Genomic DNA, 15,925 nt, shown 5'->3' on the forward strand with positions numbered 1-15,925 from the left:
TCATCCTCGCAAACGCTCTCCTCAAGGCGCAGCGAAAATGGGCCCCTAAAACCCCTTGATCAAAACGGATACTTTAGATTCTTGCTTTTATGCATGTCGTTATCGCAAAACCGCTGCACAGTTTTGCGCGACATGCATTAATCAGAGAAAACAAATCAAACGTTTGCGACCTTTCGCGCCCCCCTCGGCCCTGCCGGGCATCTCCCCCACGAGGGGGGAGATTAGCAGTGTCGTCGATGATGCCACCTTGCAACGCAGGGCCGCCTTGGAGTCGGCCAACAAAAAAGCCCGCGAACCTTGCGGCTCGCGGGCTCCTATCGTCGGATGATGGCGCCGGTCAGCTCTTCAGCTTGGCGTTGCAGAGGCTGTAGAAGCCGCCGCCTTTCTGGATCCACCTGAGGCCGCCCAGCGTGTTGGCGTCCTTGTTGGCGTAATACAGTTCGAGGCAGGTATGCATGCGGCCCTTGGCCGGAGTCTCGGTGGCGTATTTCGGGGAGATCGCCGTCGGGAATTTCACGCCTTGGGGGGCGGTGATGGTCGGCGGCTTAGGATCGCCGGTGTACTTGGCATCGGGAGCCGGCAAGGTGTCGTCGTCGGCTGCGCCGGCGCCGCACTGGCTCTTGCGGAAGTCGTTCCACTTCATGCCCTTCAGCGTGTTGCCGGCCTTGGCAGCCTGATATTTAGCGCTGCAATCGGCCATGCCGAGGCCTTTGCCGGTATCGGTCGCCGCAGCCGTCGTCGTCTTGGCAGGTGCGGCGGCAGGCTGTGCCGCTGCAGTTGCGCCGGCGGCGCATTCACTCTTGCGGAAATCGTTCCACTTCATGCCGTTGAGCGTGCCGGCAGCCTTGGCGGCCTGGTATTTGGTGCTGCATTCCTTGGCCGTCAGCCCAGGTGCTGCGTCATCGCTGGTGGCTGCCGCTGCTTTGGTCGTGGCGGAGGGTTGTGCTGCTGCAGTGGCGCCGTCGGCGCATTGGGTCTTGCGGAAATCGTTCCACTTCATGCCGTTCAGCGTACCGGCGGCCTTTGCCGCCTGGTATTTGGTGCTGCACTCCTTCGCCGTCAGGCCCGGAGCCGCATCGTCGCCCGCGGCTGGCTTGGTGGTGTCGGTGGCCTTGGCCGTGGCTGGGGCGGTGTCGGTCGTAGCGGCGGTGGCATCGGTGCCGCATTGGGCCTTGCGGAACTGGTTCCAGTTCTGCCCGCCAAGCGTTCCCGCATCCTTGGCCGCGTTATACTTGGTGCTGCACTCGGCCATGGTCAGCGCATTGGCAGGCGCCGCCAGGAACAAAGTCGCGACGGCAAGAGCCGTCAAAGTGGCAAGTCGGTGGATGAGCATGCGTTTTCTCCCTATGGCGGGTTCATGATATGTCCCAGTGCAGCAATAGCGCTCAACGGCTGGTTGCGCCAGATGCTAAGTAGCGCAGAGACAATTTAGAAGTGCATTCTTTTTCTTTAAGGTGATGAATTCGTTGCCGGGACTGTCTCCCAGCCAAGTTCTTACAGGTGCATTGCACGGCGCACATGGCTGGTTCCCAGCGAGGACACTGCGTCGCATGACAGGCAGTCAAATCGGCGGGTGCGGCGGGCCTGAGCCCATCTCTGTCTGGAGCAGCACGATGCGCAATAAGGTTTGAGTTGACGTTTCCGGATGCTGCTGCCGCAACAACGGCTCGGAAATCGACACGCTAGCGTGACGCAAAACACACAAAACAACAATTTTCTAAGGATTGGCCGCGCATAATCATACAATGTGATGACGGGGCTCGGGCCATTTTATGGCATGAGATGCTCGGAAAGAACCATCGGGAAGCTGGCGGACATGGCAGGACATTATTTCGGTACGGACGGCATTCGTGGGCGCGCCAACAAGTATCCAATGACGGCGGAGGTCGCCATGCGGGTCGGCATGGCCGCCGGCCTCTCGTTCCAGCGCGGCAGCCACCGTCACCGCGTCGTGCTTGGCAAGGATACCAGGCTTTCCGGCTACATGATCGAGAACGCCATGGTATCCGGCCTGTGCGCCGCCGGCATGGATGTCTTCCTGCTCGGCCCGATTCCGACGCCCGCTGTTGCCATGCTGGTGCGCTCGCTGCGCGCCGATATAGGCGTGATGATCTCTGCCTCGCACAATCCCTATTACGACAACGGTATCAAGCTGTTCGGTCCCGATGGCTACAAGCTGTCCGATGAGATCGAGGAGCGTATCGAGGGGATGCTCGACAAGGATATCGAACTGGCGCTTGCCGATTCCGATGGGCTCGGCCGCGCCAAACGCGTCGACGGCGTGCATGACCGTTATATCGAATTCGCCAAGCGTACGCTGCCGCGCTCGATGTCGCTGTCGGGCCTGCGCATCGTCGTCGATTGCGCCAATGGCGCCGCCTACAAGGTGGCGCCCGACGCGCTGTGGGAACTCGGCGCCGAGGTCGTTGCCATCAATGTCGAGCCCAACGGCTTCAACATCAACAAGGAATGCGGCTCGACCCATCCGGCCGGCCTGCAAAAGAAGGTGCACGAAGTGCGCGCCGATATCGGCATTGCGCTCGACGGCGATGCCGACCGCGTCGTCATCGTCGACGAGAACGGCGCGATCGTCGATGGCGACCAGATCATGGCGCTGATCGCCGAGTCCTGGCACCAGAGCGGACGGCTGGCCGGTGGCGGCGTCGTCTCGACGGTGATGTCCAATCTCGGCCTCGAACGCTTCCTCGGCGACATGAACCTGCAGTTGCATCGCACCAAGGTCGGCGACCGCTATGTCGTCGAGCACATGCGTGCCCATGGGCTCAATGTCGGCGGCGAACAGTCGGGCCACATCGTGCTGTCCGATTTCTCGACCACCGGCGACGGCCTCGTCTCGGCGCTCCAGGTGCTCGCCTGCATCAAGCGGCAGAACCGGCCTGTCAGCGAACTGTCCAAGAAATTCGAGCCTGTGCCGCAGCTTTTGAAGAATGTGCATATTGCCGGCGGCAAGCCGCTGGAGGAGGCGCCGGTCAAGGCGGCGATCGAAGATGCGCGCAATCGCCTCGGCAAGGCCGGGCGCCTAGTCATCCGGCCATCCGGCACGGAGCCGCTCATCCGCGTCATGGCGGAGGGCGACGACCCGCAGCTTGTCGAGTCCGTGGTCAACGACATCGTCGAGGTCATTTCGGAAACGCGCAGCGCCGCCTGATCTCCCTGCGACATTCGGTAAGAAGCCCGCCTCGCCAGCGGGCTTTTTGTTGGCTCGCGGTCAGCGCGTCTACAGCAACGTCGCCAAAATTCCTCAAAGCTTAGAGATTCGTGGTTAATCGATACGGTTAAACGCCTTTTAACCTTTCCGATTGATTATCCATAACTGAGGTCAATCACATTTTTCGGGCGCGTTCGCCGTTCGAGGGTTCTCAGGGGTGATAAGCATGTTCAACGCAGCAAGAATGGCTCTCCTGGCCGCGCTATTTGCCGGCGCCGGACCGGCATTCGCCGCCGATTTCGTCGAGCCGCCAGTGGTCGAGGAGGCGCCGCCGCCGATCGCCTATGAGCCGCCGGCCGAGTATGGCGGCTGGTACATCCGCGGCGACATCGACTATCACTGGTCGAAGTTTCGCGGTGGCGACTACACCACATATAATGCAGTACCGCCCCAGTTTCCCGGCAGTTTCGACAGCGGCAAATTGAAGAGCGCGTTTTCAGCCGGTGTCGGCGTCGGCTACCAGGTCAACCAGTATTTTCGTACCGACCTGACTGCGGACTGGATGAGCAAGTCCAAGTTCCGTGGCTCGACCAGCGGCTTCTGCAACAACCCGGCTCCCAATACGCCCTGCGTGTCGACCGATACCTCGTCCTATACGGCGCTGCTGCTTCTGGCGAACGCCTATGTCGATATCGGCACCTGGCACGGCATCACGCCCTATCTCGGCGCGGGCATCGGCGGCGCCTGGATGAAGTGGGACACGCTGCACAACAGCGACAATGACGGCGAGTTCGAGCATCGTGGCGGCAAAGGCTGGCGTTTTGCCTATGCTGCCATGGCGGGCGCCTCCTACTGCCTGACCGACCGGGTCAAGCTTGATGTCGGCTACCGCTTCAGCCACATCAATGGCGGCAAGATGTTCGACTACGCTTCAGATAGCAATGTCGGCCCAGGCTATGACCGCGGCATCAACGTGCACGAGGTGCGCGGCGGCCTGCGCTACCAGTTCGGCAGGTCGGACTGCGCCCCGCCGGAGCCCTATGTTCCGGAACCCGAGCCTGTCTACACGAAGTAGTCGCTTCGAAATCGAGGAATTTGTCGACCGCCCGGCTGATGCCGGGCGGTTTCGTTTGGCTGCCTAAGATGCTGCGTTGCTCTGTAGCACCGTCCAGCTCGAGGAGCGAAACGGATCAAATCAATTGCTAACGCCTTGTTATCCTTAACCCGCACTTAACCACTATGGTTAACAATGCTCTCTGAAACGGCGCGCGATCGCGAATGCGCCAAGTTGGGGAGCCGAGGCCATGACATCCAAATCGCCTGTAGCACTGGCGCTTGCAGCACTCGTCGTGATTCCGCTGACGCCGGCGCTTGGCGCCGATTACGAGCCGCCGGTCTATGTCGACCAGGCGCCGGATTATGTGCCGGTCGAGGTCGGCTCGGGATGGTATCTGCGCGGCGATGTCTCCTATCTGGTGCAGAAGAGCTTCAAAGATGAGGATTTCGCCTTCACGCCGGCGAGCTTCGACGAAAGGGAAGATCCCATCTTCGCCAGCATCGGCTTCGGCTACCATTTCAACGACTATCTGCGCGCCGATCTCAATGTCGGCTATCTGCCCGGCAACAAGATCGACATCGGCTACGACGATACAGGGATCGTGGTGCTACCGGCAACGGCGACAGTGGCATCAGCATCCCTGAAGAACTATGCTTTCTCGGGCATACTCAATGGCTATGTCGATCTTGGCACCTATGTCGGAATCACGCCGTATCTCGGCGCTGGTATCGGTGTCGTCCAGAGCAAGCGTCGCCTCTCGGCGAGCTACTTCACCGACAATGCCGACCCCACCGACGATTTCGTCCTGCGTGACAACAAGACCCAATACTCCTTCGCCTACACGCTGAATGCCGGCTTTGCCTACCAGGTGTCCAAGAACGTCTCAGTCGATCTGGGCTATCAGTATTTTTCCGCGCCAGACGCCGAATATGTGACTGCCGAGAGCCTGACTTCTTTTCCGATCCGCAAAGGAATCGACAATCATCAAGTCAAAGTCGGACTACGCTACGATCTCTGGTAAGCTCGATCGAGCCGAGACGTTAACAATGGCGGGTCGTGTGCACGCCGTTTGCGTTTCGCCGCCGGCAATATCCCGACAGCGACAAAAACTTTCTCCTTGACGCCGAAAGGCTGAACGCATATCGCCGTCCGTGGGCCACCCCTCCCCAACGAGGGGCCACTATCTGGAAGGATAGACCACGATGACGACGCAGACGAAGCCCGGATTCCGTCCGGCAAATCCCAATTTTTCCTCAGGTCCCTGTGCAAAACGTCCCGGCTGGTCGGTCGAGGCGCTCAAAAATGCCGCGCTCGGGCGCTCGCACCGTGCCAAGATCGGCAAGACCAAGCTCGAACAAGCGATCGAGCTGACGCGGGAAGTCCTCCAGGTTCCGGCAGACTATCGCATCGGCATCGTGCCGGCCTCGGATACCGGCGCGGTCGAAATGGCGCTGTGGTCGCTGCTCGGCGAACGCGGCGTCGACATGGTCGCCTGGGAGAGCTTCGGCTCCGGCTGGGTCACCGATGTGGTCAAGCAGCTGAGGCTCGCCGACGTGCGCAGGTTGGAGGCCGACTACGGCGCACTGCCCGACCTGACCAAAATAGACTTCGACCGCGACGTGGTCTTCACCTGGAACGGCACGACGTCGGGCGTGCGCGTGCCGAACGGCGATTTCATCCCGGCCACCCGCATGGGCCTGACCATTTGCGACGCCACTTCGGCCGCCTTTGCGCAAAAGCTCGATTTTCAGAAACTCGACGTCGTCACCTTTTCCTGGCAGAAGGTGCTCGGGGGTGAGGGCGCGCACGGCATGTTGATCCTCAGCCCGCGCGCCGTCGAACGGCTGGAAAGCTACAAGCCGGCCTGGCCACTGCCGAAGATCTTCCGCCTCACTTCGGGCGGCAAGCTGATCGAAGGCATCTTCAAGGGGGAGACCATCAACACGCCGTCGATGCTGTGCGTCGAGGACTATCTCGACGCGCTGCGTTGGGCGAAGTCGATCGGCGGCCTCGACGCGCTGGTCGCCAGAGCGGATGCCAATGCCGCAGTCCTCGATCGCTTTGTCCGGAAATCTTCCTGGCTCGGCCATCTTGCGGTGGACCCGGCGACGCGCTCGAATACCTCGGTCTGCCTTTCCTTCACCGACCGGCAAGTCGCTGCACTCGACGCCGACGGACAGGCTGCGTTCGCCAAGGCAATCGTCTCGGCGCTCGACAAGGAAGGCGTCGCCTATGACATCGGCGCCTACCGCGATGCACCGCCCGGCCTGCGCATCTGGTGCGGCGGGACAGTCGAGACCTCCGATCTCGAAGCGCTGCTGCCCTGGCTCGACTGGGCCTTTGCCGCGCAAAAGGCGTCGCTCAAGGCGGCGGCCTGATCCCTCCCCCTCGAGGGGGGGGTGGCCCGAAGGGCCGGGTGGGGGTCCTCTCCACCTGACTCGACACCCTCTTAAGAAGATTAGGCCGCGTCCGGCCGTACCGACCCACCCGGCGCTTCGCGCCGACCCTCCCTCAAGGGGGAGGGACGCCAATCGCAAAGGATCACGCCAATGCCCCGCGTTCTCGTCTCAGACAAACTTTCCACCACCGCCGTGCAGATCTTCAGGGATCGCGGCATCGAGGTCGACTATTTGCCGGATCTCGGCAAGGACAAGGAAAAACTGCTCGAAGTGATCGACCAGTATGATGGGCTGGCCATCCGCTCGGCGACAAAGGTCACGGAAAAGCTGATCAACGCCGCGACCAGGCTGAAGGTCGTGGGCCGCGCCGGCATCGGCGTCGACAATGTCGATATCCCGGCGGCGAGCCGCAAGGGCATCATCGTGATGAATACGCCCTTCGGCAATTCGATCACCACCGCCGAGCATGCAATCGCCATGATCTTCGCGCTGGCCCGCCAGATACCGGAGGCCAACGCCTCGACTCATGCCGGCAAATGGGAAAAGAACCGCTTCATGGGCGTCGAGATCACCGGCAAGACGCTCGGCATCATCGGCTGCGGCAATATCGGCTCGATCGTCGCCACGCGTGGCGTCGGCCTGAAGATGCACGTAGTCGCCTTCGACCCGTTCCTGTCGGACAGCCGCGCCGAGGAGCTCGGTGTCGAGAAGGTCGAGTTGGACGAGCTGTTCGGCCGCGCCGATTTCATCACCTTGCACACGCCGCTGACGGACAAGACGCGCAACATCATCGACGCCGCGGCGATCGCCAAGATGAAGACCGGCGTGCGTATCATCAACTGCGCCCGTGGCGGGCTGATCGTCGAGGCCGACCTGATCGCGGCGCTGAAGAGCGGCAAGGTCGCCGGCGCCGGCATCGACGTGTTCGAGGTCGAACCGGCGGAGAACAACGCGCTTTTCGGCATGGAGAATGTAGTGGCGACGCCGCATCTGGGGGCCTCGACGATGGAGGCGCAGGAGAACGTCGCGCTGCAGGTCGCCGAGCAGATGTCGGACTATCTGATCAAGGGCGCCGTTTCCAACGCCATCAACATGCCGTCGATCACCGCCGAGGAAGCGCCGCGGCTGAAACCTTTCGTCAAGCTCGCCGAAGTGCTCGGCGCCTTTGTCGGACAGGTCACCGAGGATCCGATCAAGGAGGTCGAGATACTGTTCGACGGCTCGACGGCGACGATGAACACGCGGGCGCTGATCAGCGCCACCCTTGCAGGGCTGATTCGGCCGCAGGTCGCCGACGTCAACATGGTATCGGCGCCGATCATGGTGAAGGAGCGCGGCATCATCGTCGCCGAGGTCAAGCGCGACAAGTCGGGCGTGTTCGACGGCTATATCAAACTGACGGTCAAGACCGAGCACAGGACGCGCTCGATCGCCGGCACCTGTTTTTCGGACGGCAAGCCGCGCTTCATCCAGATCAAGGGCATCAATCTCGACGCCGAGGTCGGCCAGCACATGCTTTACACGACCAATGCCGACGCGCCCGGCATCATCGGCCTGCTCGGCACGGTGTGCGGCGAGAACGGCGTCAACATCGCCAATTTCCAGCTCGGCCGCAACCGGCCGGGCGGCGATGCCATCGCGCTGCTCTATCTCGATGCGCCGTTCCCGGAAAACGTGCTGGCGCAGGTGCGCTCGCACAAGTCGATCGATTCCGCCAAGCGGCTGCATTTCGACGTGGGGATAGCCTGAAATTCGGTCGCCCCGTGTGCAGCAGCACGCGGGGCGCTTCCGCGGTCGTGATAGATCCGCAGTGAAACGTCGCGGCAAGCGACTTCATTCAGCAGCGGATGCCGCCATCTTCCGCCCGCTGTATTCGGCGAGGCTGATGCCACCGAGCACCAGCACGAGAGCCAGCGCCTGATAAAGCTGGAATGTCTCACCGACAATCAGCACCGACAGCAGCGTACCGAAGATCGGCACCATATTGATGAACAGGCCGGCCCGGTTGGCGCCGATCAGCTCGTTGCCCCTGATATACAAGATCTGCGAGATGACCGAAGCACCGATGGCGGTATAGAACGCGACAGCCCAGCCGCGGGTATCGGGGACGATGACCTTGCCGGCGGCAATCTCCCACAGGAAGAAAGGCAGCGACGTGATGAGTGCGGCAACCGACAGCGCCAGCATCAGGCTCTGCCAGCGGATGACCGGCTTCAGCCGCAACCCCACCGAATAGAAAGAGTAGCAAAGCACGGCGACCAGCATGATCGCGTCGCCGAAGTTGAGATCCAGCTTGAGCAGCTGGCGCAGGTCGCCATGGCTCGCCGTCACCGCGACGCCGATGATGGTCAGCACGACGCCAGCGATCTGTACCCGGTTCACCCGCAGGCGAAACAGTACGAAATTGGCGATGATGATGACGATCGGGATCGCTGCCTGCTCGATCGAGACGTTGATCGCCGTGGTGTAGTTGAGCGCCGTGTAGAAGATCGTGTTGAAGAAGGCGAAGCCGCAAGCGCCGAGCCCGCCAAGCAGCAACCAGTGCCTGCGCACCACCGGCCAGTCCTGGCGTAGCGTTCGCCAGCCGATCGGCAGCAAGATCAGAACCGCCAGCAGCCAACGCAGGAAGACCAGCGTCATCGGCGAGATATGGCCGACCGCCAGCTTTCCCGCCACGGAGTTGCCGCCCCAAAGCAAGGTGGTGAACAGCAGGAACAGATAGGCGGCTCGATGCATCGCGACATTCCGGCCAGGCAGAGGGAATTTGACGGTCGTGTGGGCCTATTGCGACCGCCAGCCCAAGTAAATGATGTCAAAGGCGAAAATTGTTGTGCCTCGGAGCGTTTTGGGCGGCAAAGAGTGGTCGCGCTCGCCGGGTCTTGACGCTATAGAGCGACGTGCGTGCAATTGGACGCTACAAAGTACGCGTCGGAAGGCTTTAATCCTCGCGTCGTGCTTTTCCGAAAATCGATTCCGATTTTGGGGGCCGATGCGATAGAGGCCTATCGTTTCGAATTGTTCAAGCTGCTCGTGCGGCGTCTCAAGGGAAAAGAAATATGGCCAATGTGGTGGTCGTCGGCTCGCAATGGGGCGATGAGGGCAAAGGCAAGATCGTAGACTGGCTGTCGGAGCGCGCCGATGTTGTCGTGCGCTTCCAGGGCGGCCACAATGCCGGCCATACGCTGGTCGTCGACGGCAAGGTCTACAAGCTGTCGCTGCTGCCGTCCGGCGTGGTGCGGCAAGGCAAGCTGTCCATCATCGGCAATGGCGTCGTCTTCGATCCGCACGCTTTCGTCGCGGAGGTGGCGAAATTGAAGGTGCAAGGGGTCGAGGTCACGCGGGATCGCCTGAAAATAGCCGAAAATACCGCGCTTATCCTGTCCTTGCATCGGGAGCTGGACGGATTCCGCGAGGACGCCGCTTCCAATTCCGGAACGAAGATCGGCACGACCCGTCGCGGCATCGGTCCCGCCTACGAAGACAAGGTGGGCCGGCGCGCGGTCAGGGTGATGGATTTGGCGGATTTGGAAACGCTGCCCTTGAAGGTCGACAGGCTGCTGACGCATCACAATGCGCTGCGCCGCGGGCTCGGCCATGCCGAGGTCACGCATGAGGCGATCATGAGCGAGCTGATCTCGGTCGCCGACGAGATCCTGCCCTATATGGACCGCGTCTGGAAAATCCTCGACGACAAACGCCGCGCCGGCGAGCGCATCCTGTTCGAGGGCGCGCAAGGCACGTTGCTCGACATCGACCACGGCACCTATCCGTTCGTCACCTCGTCCAATACGGTTGCCGGCCAGGCCGCCGCCGGGTCAGGTGTGGGGCCGGGCGCCATCGGCTATGTGCTCGGCATCACCAAGGCCTATACGACGCGCGTCGGCGAAGGCCCGTTTCCAACCGAACAGAAGAACGAGATCGGCGAGTTCCTGGGCACGCGCGGCCATGAATTCGGCGTCGTCACCGGCCGCAAGCGGCGCTGCGGCTGGTTCGATGCCGTGCTGGTCCGCCAAGCCGTCGCCGTCAACGGCATCAAGGGCATTGCGCTGACCAAGCTCGATGTGCTCGATGGGCTGGACGAGATCAAGGTCTGTACCGGCTACCGCCTCGACGGCGAGGCGATCGATTACCTGCCGGCCAGCCAGGGCGCGCAGGCCCGCGTCGAACCGGTTTACGAGACGCTGGAGGGCTGGAAAGGCACCACCGCAGGCGCGCGCAGCTGGAACGACCTGCCGGCCCAGGCGGTGAAGTACGTTCGCTACATCGAAGAGCTGATCGGCGCGCCGGTCGCACTCCTTTCCACCAGCCCTGAACGGGACGACACGATACTTGTGACCGATCCGTTTCAAGACTAGTTTCTCAGCCTTTCCGGGCATTGCGGCTGATTTGCGGGGGCCGGCCCAGAAACAAATGCAGGTCGACTGACGTATGGTAGATTTTGTTCCTATTCTGAAAAAGGCGCTCGATAAACTCGGTGAGCCGTCGGCGGAAGTGCGCGCCAGGGTCTATGACAGGGCCCGTTCGTCAATCGCGAAACAACTCGCAGAGAAGGCCACGATGACGCCTTCCGATGTCGACCGGCAGATGCGTGCACTGGAAGACGCCATCGCCAAAGTCGAGCGGGACTATGCCAAGCCTGCGCCGCCACCCGATCCGCTGGCGGAACTGGAGGACATCTTCTCCTCCATCGACCGCAACAAGAACCAGTCCAGCCATGTCCGGCAGCCGGCAAAGACGGAGCCGGCATGGCAGCCGGCAAAGACCGAACCGGCAAAAACGGAGCCGGCAAAGGCTGGGCCAGCATGGGAGCCCACGCCCGCCAAGGCAGCGCCGAACTGGCAAAAGCCGCAGCCCGTCGCTCTTCCTCAGGAGCGCGCGGGTCCGCCGCCGCCCAGTATGGATCTTCCGACGGCCGAGGGCCAAGACGGCCTTTTTCCTGGCGATGACTTTTCCAACGACGGCGGCCCCGCGGAGGACAGGTTCCAGCGGCTCCATCCCGCCGAGCGCAGGCGCAGCTACGGTGGTCTGATCGCCGCCGTCATGGCCTTGCTCGTCATTGCCGGTGGCGGCTACGGCATATGGCTGAACAAGGATGCGTTCGGCAGCATGCTCGGCCTCGACGAGACCAACGCCGTCGCCACCGAACCGCTGGTAAAACCAGCCCCGGCCAAGCCGGTGGCCGATGCGGCCGTACCGGCCGCCGCGCCGCCGACGGAGGCCGGCGAAGGCGCGAAGTTCACGCAGCGCCTGACGCCCGAGGGCCACGAAGTCGATCCCGGCCCCGCGGCCGGGCAGGCGGGCATCGGCGAAGGCGAATCCGTCGCCGCACTGACCACGCCGCCGTCGGCCGCACAAGCACCGACCACCCCGGCACCCGCCGCGTCGGCACCGGCCGCACCTGCCAATGCGCAAGCCACGGCCAATGCTCCAGCGGTCGATGGCCCCGCTGCGCCAACTCCCGCAACGCCGCCCGCCAGCGGTGAGGCGGCACCGCCCAATGCTGCGGCGCCCCCGACAGCGGCGGCCCCGCCGCCCGCGACGGCAGCGGCACCGACGGCAGTTCCGCCGCAAGCCGCATTGGCCGTCGGCCAGAAGGCGATCTTCTACGAGGAGCGCACCAGCACCGCTCAAGGCTCGGCCGAGCCTGGCAACATCGTCTGGTCGCTGGTGCAAGAATCGCCCGGCGGCGACCTGCCGCCCGAGCCGGCAATCCGCGCCGAAGCGACCATTCCTGGCAAGGATATCCAGTTGCGCATGACGATCCGTCGCAATACCGACCAGACGCTGCCGGCCAGCCATATCATCGAGATGATCTTCCTGACGCCTGAGGGCTTCGAGGGCGGCGGCGTCGACAACATCCTGCGCGTCGCCATGAAGGGCTCCGAGCAGGATGCCGGCAGCCCGCTGATCGGGATCCCTGCCAAGATCGCCGACGGTTTCTTCCTGGTTGCGCTCAACGACACCAAGGCGGATGAAGACGCCAATCTGACCTTGCTCAGGGGCCAGGACTGGATCGACGTGCCGGTCGTTTACAAGACCGGGCGGCGGGCGCTGCTCACCATGGAAAAGGGAATTCCCGGCGAGAAGGTGTTCGACGAGGTGCTGAAGGCCTGGCAGACAAAGACGGCGGGGTGAGGTCGGCTCACCAGCCCAACGCCCTCTTTGGCTCAGAAGCCTTGGAACAGCATGTCGAGTGCGCTCACGATGTCGTCGTGATGCCTCGTCAGATTCAGTCGGCTCTCGCCCAGTTCCGTCGCCGCAACCGTGGCGATCAAATGGGTGGCCATGACCAGTTTCCGACCATTGATCTCGAAAACGGGATGGAGCTTTCGCATTGGTGATGGCGCCATCGCAGCCGGCAGTAGCGGGACGACCACCCGGGTCTTGAAATGGTCGAGCAGATCGGCCTGGACGTCGAGGAGATAGCCGCCTTCAATGCCACCCGCGAAGACGTCGTAGCGCGCCATCAGAATTGGCGATGTTCTACCAGCGGAATACCATGTTTTTCGACGTATTCGTTCCACGCATCTATCGTCGCGCGGTTCTCAAGCTTCCACAGCCGCGTCTTTTCGGCGGCCACTGCCTCTGCGATGCCGGCTTCAGCGGCGCGCGAGACATTCACATCGAGCCCCTTGGCTTCCTTCATGAGCTTTGAGTCGATCGACAGATTTGCCGGCTGACGAACTGCATTCACAGCTATCTTGCGCATGATCACCTCCACAGCATGCGCATAATATATGCGCACACCTGTCCAGTCGCAATGACAAGGTGTTTGAGCTCGCGAATTACCCCTCCATCTCCTCGCGCAGCATCTCGAGTTCCAGCCATTCCTCCTCGAGCGCTGCCAGTGTGACGCGCTCCTTGTCGAGCGCGGCAATCGTCTTCTGGAACGAGGCCGGGTCGCGCTCGTAATAGGCCGGATCGGCGATGTTGTTCTCCAGCCGCGAGATCGAGGACGACACCGCCTCGATCTTTTTGGGTAAGTTTTCCAGCGCGAATTTCTGCTTAAAGGACAGTTTTCTGGCCGGGCCCTTGGGAGCGGCCGCTTCGCTCCTGCTTGCCGCGGTCGCTTCGCTGGTCTCTGCCTTCGGCCGCGCCTTGCGGTCGTCCAGCCTGGTGCCGCCGCGCTGCGCCAGCATGTCGGAATAGCCGCCGGCGTATTCGACCCAGCGGCCGTCGCCATCCGGCGCGATGATGCTGGTCACGGTGCGGTCGAGGAAATCGCGATCGTGGCTGACCAGGATCACCGTGCCGGCAAAACCGGCGACCAGTTCCTGCAGCAATTCCAGCGTCTCCATGTCGAGGTCGTTGGTCGGCTCGTCGAGCACAAGCAGGTTTGCCGGCCGCGCCAAGACGCGTGCGAGGATCAGCCGTGCCCGCTCGCCGCCCGAAAGCTCGCGCACCGGCGTGCGCGCCTGTTCCGGCTTGAACAGGAAGTCCTTCATGTAGGAGACGACATGCCGCTGTTCGCCATTGATGACGAGGTTCTCGCCGCGCCCGTCGGTGAGATACTGCGCCAAGGTCTCCTGCGGGTCGACGGCCTCGCGCTTCTGGTCGAGCGTGGCGATCTCCAGATTGGTGCCGAGCCGCACCGTGCCCGCGTCCGGCTTCAGTTCGCCGGTCAGCATCTTCAAAAGCGTCGTCTTGCCGGCGCCGTTCGGCCCGACCAGGCCGACGCGATCGCCGCGCTGGATGCGGATCGAAAATCCCTTGACCACGGTCAGATCGCCAAAGCTCTTCTCGATGTTCCTGGCTTCGATCACCAGCTTGCCGGATTCGGCGGCGTCGCTGGCTGTCATCGTCGCCGTACCCTCGGCGCCGCGATGACCACGAAAACGCTGGCGCATGGTTTGCAACTCGCCGAGCCGGCGCATGTTGCGCTTGCGCCGCGCCGTCACGCCGTAGCGCAGCCAGTGCTCCTCGCGCACGATCTGGCGGCCGAGCTTGTGCTGCTCGCGCTCTTCCTCCTCCAGCACGGCGTCGCGCCATTCCTCGAAATAGGCAAAGCCCTTGTCGAGACGGCGGGTCTGGCCGCGGTCGAGCCAGATTGTAGCGCGCGACACGCGCTCGAGAAAACGGCGGTCATGCGAGATGACGACCAGTGCCGAGGAGGTGCGGGCAAGCTCCTCCTCCAGCCATTCGATAACCGAGAGGTCGAGATGATTGGTCGGCTCATCGAGGAGGAGAATGTCGGGCTCGGGCGCCATGACGCGGGCGAGCGCGGCGCGCCTCGCCTCACCGCCGGAGAGGTCGTTCGGCCGTTCCTCGCCGGTCAGGCCGAGATGCTCCATCAGATAGGTGGCGCGGTAGGGATCGTCGGCAGGCCCGAGCCCCGCCTCGACATAGGCGCGGACGGTCGCAAAATCTTCCATGTCGGGCATTTGCGGCAAGTAGCGCACCGTCGCCGAAGGCTGGCGGAAGACTTCGCAGTCCTGCGGTTCGATCAGCCCGGCGGCAATCTTGAGGAGGGTCGATTTGCCCGAGCCGTTGCGGCCGACCAGGGCGATCTTGTCGCCAGCCGAGGCCGTCAAGGCGGCACCGTCGAGCAGCGGCGTGCCGCCGAAGGTCAGCTTAATCCCGTCGAGATTTAGAAGTGGCGGCGCCATATCAGCTTTCAGGTAGGGGAAAAGGATGCGCGAGCAGCAGCGCGCGGCCGCTGGCCAGCGCGATTTCCAGCCGGCCCCTGACCTCGTTGGAAATGGTCAGCGACGAGCCGAACACAACCTCGACATTGTCGAGCGGCCATTTGGCGCCGGTGACGCTCAGGCCGGCGAGGTCGGAGAAGCCGAGCACCGAAAACAGTGTACCGTCGGCATAGTCGAAGCCCGCCTTGCCGGGCAGCAAGGGGACGCCTTCCTGTGCGCCGCTGGTCAAAAGCACTTCCGTCCCGCTTTCCGCCAGCCGGACGCTCAACGCCAGATGCAGGAAGATGTGGTCGGTGCGTTTGCCGCCGAAGGCGCCTGCGAGCACAAGGCTGGTCGCACCACGCTCGAGCGCGGCGGCGATAGCGAGTTCACCGTCGGTCTTGTCTTTTTCGGCGGGAAACACCTGCCGTGGCACGGCGGCCAGGTCCTCCGGCAACTCGGCAGGCACCGAATCGAAATCGCCGACCCAGAGTTCCGGCCTCAGGCCCAGCATACGAGCATGGCCGATGCCGGCATCGGCAGCGATGACGCGCGAGCCTTCGACTTGGCGGTCGAGCAACGGCGTGCGGATGAGATCGCCGCCAAGCAGGATGGTGAATGTGCTCATATCTCGTGGCCCTTACCAGCCCTGCCCCACAAACGGAAGATCAAACGG

Annotated in this window: 13 protein-coding genes; 7 read left to right on the plus strand and 6 right to left on the minus strand. The window is 62.8% G+C overall.

What is annotated here, in order from left to right; all coding sequences use genetic code 11:
- Nucleotides 1-337: 337 nt before the first annotated feature.
- Nucleotides 338-1,000: a hypothetical protein gene (locus AC0L2P_RS29390; RefSeq protein WP_473506448.1), complete on the minus strand. Its 663-nt coding sequence runs from the start codon at nt 998-1,000 to the stop codon at nt 338-340.
- Between the two features lie 816 nt (nt 1,001-1,816).
- On the opposite strand from AC0L2P_RS29390, the gene glmM reads away from it, so the two are divergent.
- The 5 genes from glmM (at nt 1,817) to serA (ending at nt 8,374) form a co-directional block, all read left to right on the plus strand.
- Complete coding sequence (gene glmM, locus AC0L2P_RS29395) at nt 1,817-3,169, plus strand: phosphoglucosamine mutase (RefSeq protein ID WP_473506394.1); 1,353 nt, start codon at nt 1,817-1,819, stop codon at nt 3,167-3,169.
- Nucleotides 3,170-3,395: 226 nt separating this feature from the next.
- Complete coding sequence (locus AC0L2P_RS29400; protein ID WP_473506395.1) at nt 3,396-4,244, plus strand: outer membrane protein; 849 nt, start codon at nt 3,396-3,398, stop codon at nt 4,242-4,244.
- 229 nt (nt 4,245-4,473) lie between these two features.
- Complete coding sequence (locus AC0L2P_RS29405) at nt 4,474-5,247, plus strand: outer membrane protein (protein ID WP_473506397.1); 774 nt, start codon at nt 4,474-4,476, stop codon at nt 5,245-5,247.
- Nucleotides 5,248-5,428: 181 nt separating this feature from the next.
- A complete protein-coding gene (locus AC0L2P_RS29410; protein ID WP_473506398.1) occupies nt 5,429-6,604 on the plus strand; it encodes a phosphoserine transaminase in 1,176 nt (391 codons plus the stop codon).
- A 171-nt stretch (nt 6,605-6,775) separates the two neighbouring features.
- Entirely contained in the window at nt 6,776-8,374 is a 1,599-nt protein-coding gene (gene serA / locus AC0L2P_RS29415; RefSeq protein ID WP_473506400.1) for a phosphoglycerate dehydrogenase, read from the plus strand.
- An 84-nt stretch (nt 8,375-8,458) separates the two neighbouring features.
- Here serA and AC0L2P_RS29420 read toward each other — a convergent pair whose 3' ends face one another.
- Nucleotides 8,459-9,361, minus strand: a complete 903-nt coding sequence (locus AC0L2P_RS29420) for a DMT family transporter (protein ID WP_473506402.1) — start codon at nt 9,359-9,361, stop codon at nt 8,459-8,461.
- Nucleotides 9,362-9,681: 320 nt separating this feature from the next.
- Between AC0L2P_RS29420 and AC0L2P_RS29425 the strand changes: the two genes are divergently transcribed.
- Complete coding sequence (locus tag AC0L2P_RS29425) at nt 9,682-10,980, plus strand: adenylosuccinate synthase (RefSeq protein WP_473506404.1); 1,299 nt, start codon at nt 9,682-9,684, stop codon at nt 10,978-10,980.
- Between the two features lie 73 nt (nt 10,981-11,053).
- A complete protein-coding gene (locus AC0L2P_RS29430; RefSeq protein ID WP_473506406.1) occupies nt 11,054-12,760 on the plus strand; it encodes a hypothetical protein in 1,707 nt (568 codons plus the stop codon).
- Between the two features lie 32 nt (nt 12,761-12,792).
- Here AC0L2P_RS29430 and AC0L2P_RS29435 read toward each other — a convergent pair whose 3' ends face one another.
- The 4 genes from AC0L2P_RS29435 to AC0L2P_RS29450 all read right to left on the minus strand — a co-directional run bounded on the left by AC0L2P_RS29435 (nt 12,793) and on the right by AC0L2P_RS29450 (nt 15,877).
- On the minus strand, nt 12,793-13,092 hold the full coding sequence (locus AC0L2P_RS29435; RefSeq protein WP_473506408.1) for a CcdB family protein: 300 nt from the start codon (nt 13,090-13,092) through the stop codon (nt 12,793-12,795).
- Nucleotides 13,092-13,334: a type II toxin-antitoxin system CcdA family antitoxin gene (locus AC0L2P_RS29440; protein ID WP_473506450.1), complete on the minus strand. Its 243-nt coding sequence runs from the start codon at nt 13,332-13,334 to the stop codon at nt 13,092-13,094. Before AC0L2P_RS29440 ends, AC0L2P_RS29435 begins: the two co-directional genes overlap by 1 nt.
- Nucleotides 13,335-13,410: 76 nt before the next feature.
- Nucleotides 13,411-15,231 (minus strand): ABC-F family ATP-binding cassette domain-containing protein, encoded by a 1,821-nt coding sequence (locus AC0L2P_RS29445; RefSeq protein ID WP_473506409.1) that lies wholly within the window; start codon nt 15,229-15,231, stop codon nt 13,411-13,413.
- A gap of 1 nt (nt 15,232) precedes the next feature.
- A complete protein-coding gene (locus AC0L2P_RS29450; RefSeq protein ID WP_473506411.1) occupies nt 15,233-15,877 on the minus strand; it encodes a thiamine diphosphokinase in 645 nt (214 codons plus the stop codon).
- Nucleotides 15,878-15,925: the final 48 nt, after the last annotated feature.

It is taken from the genome of Mesorhizobium sp. WSM4836 (assembly GCF_055811815.1).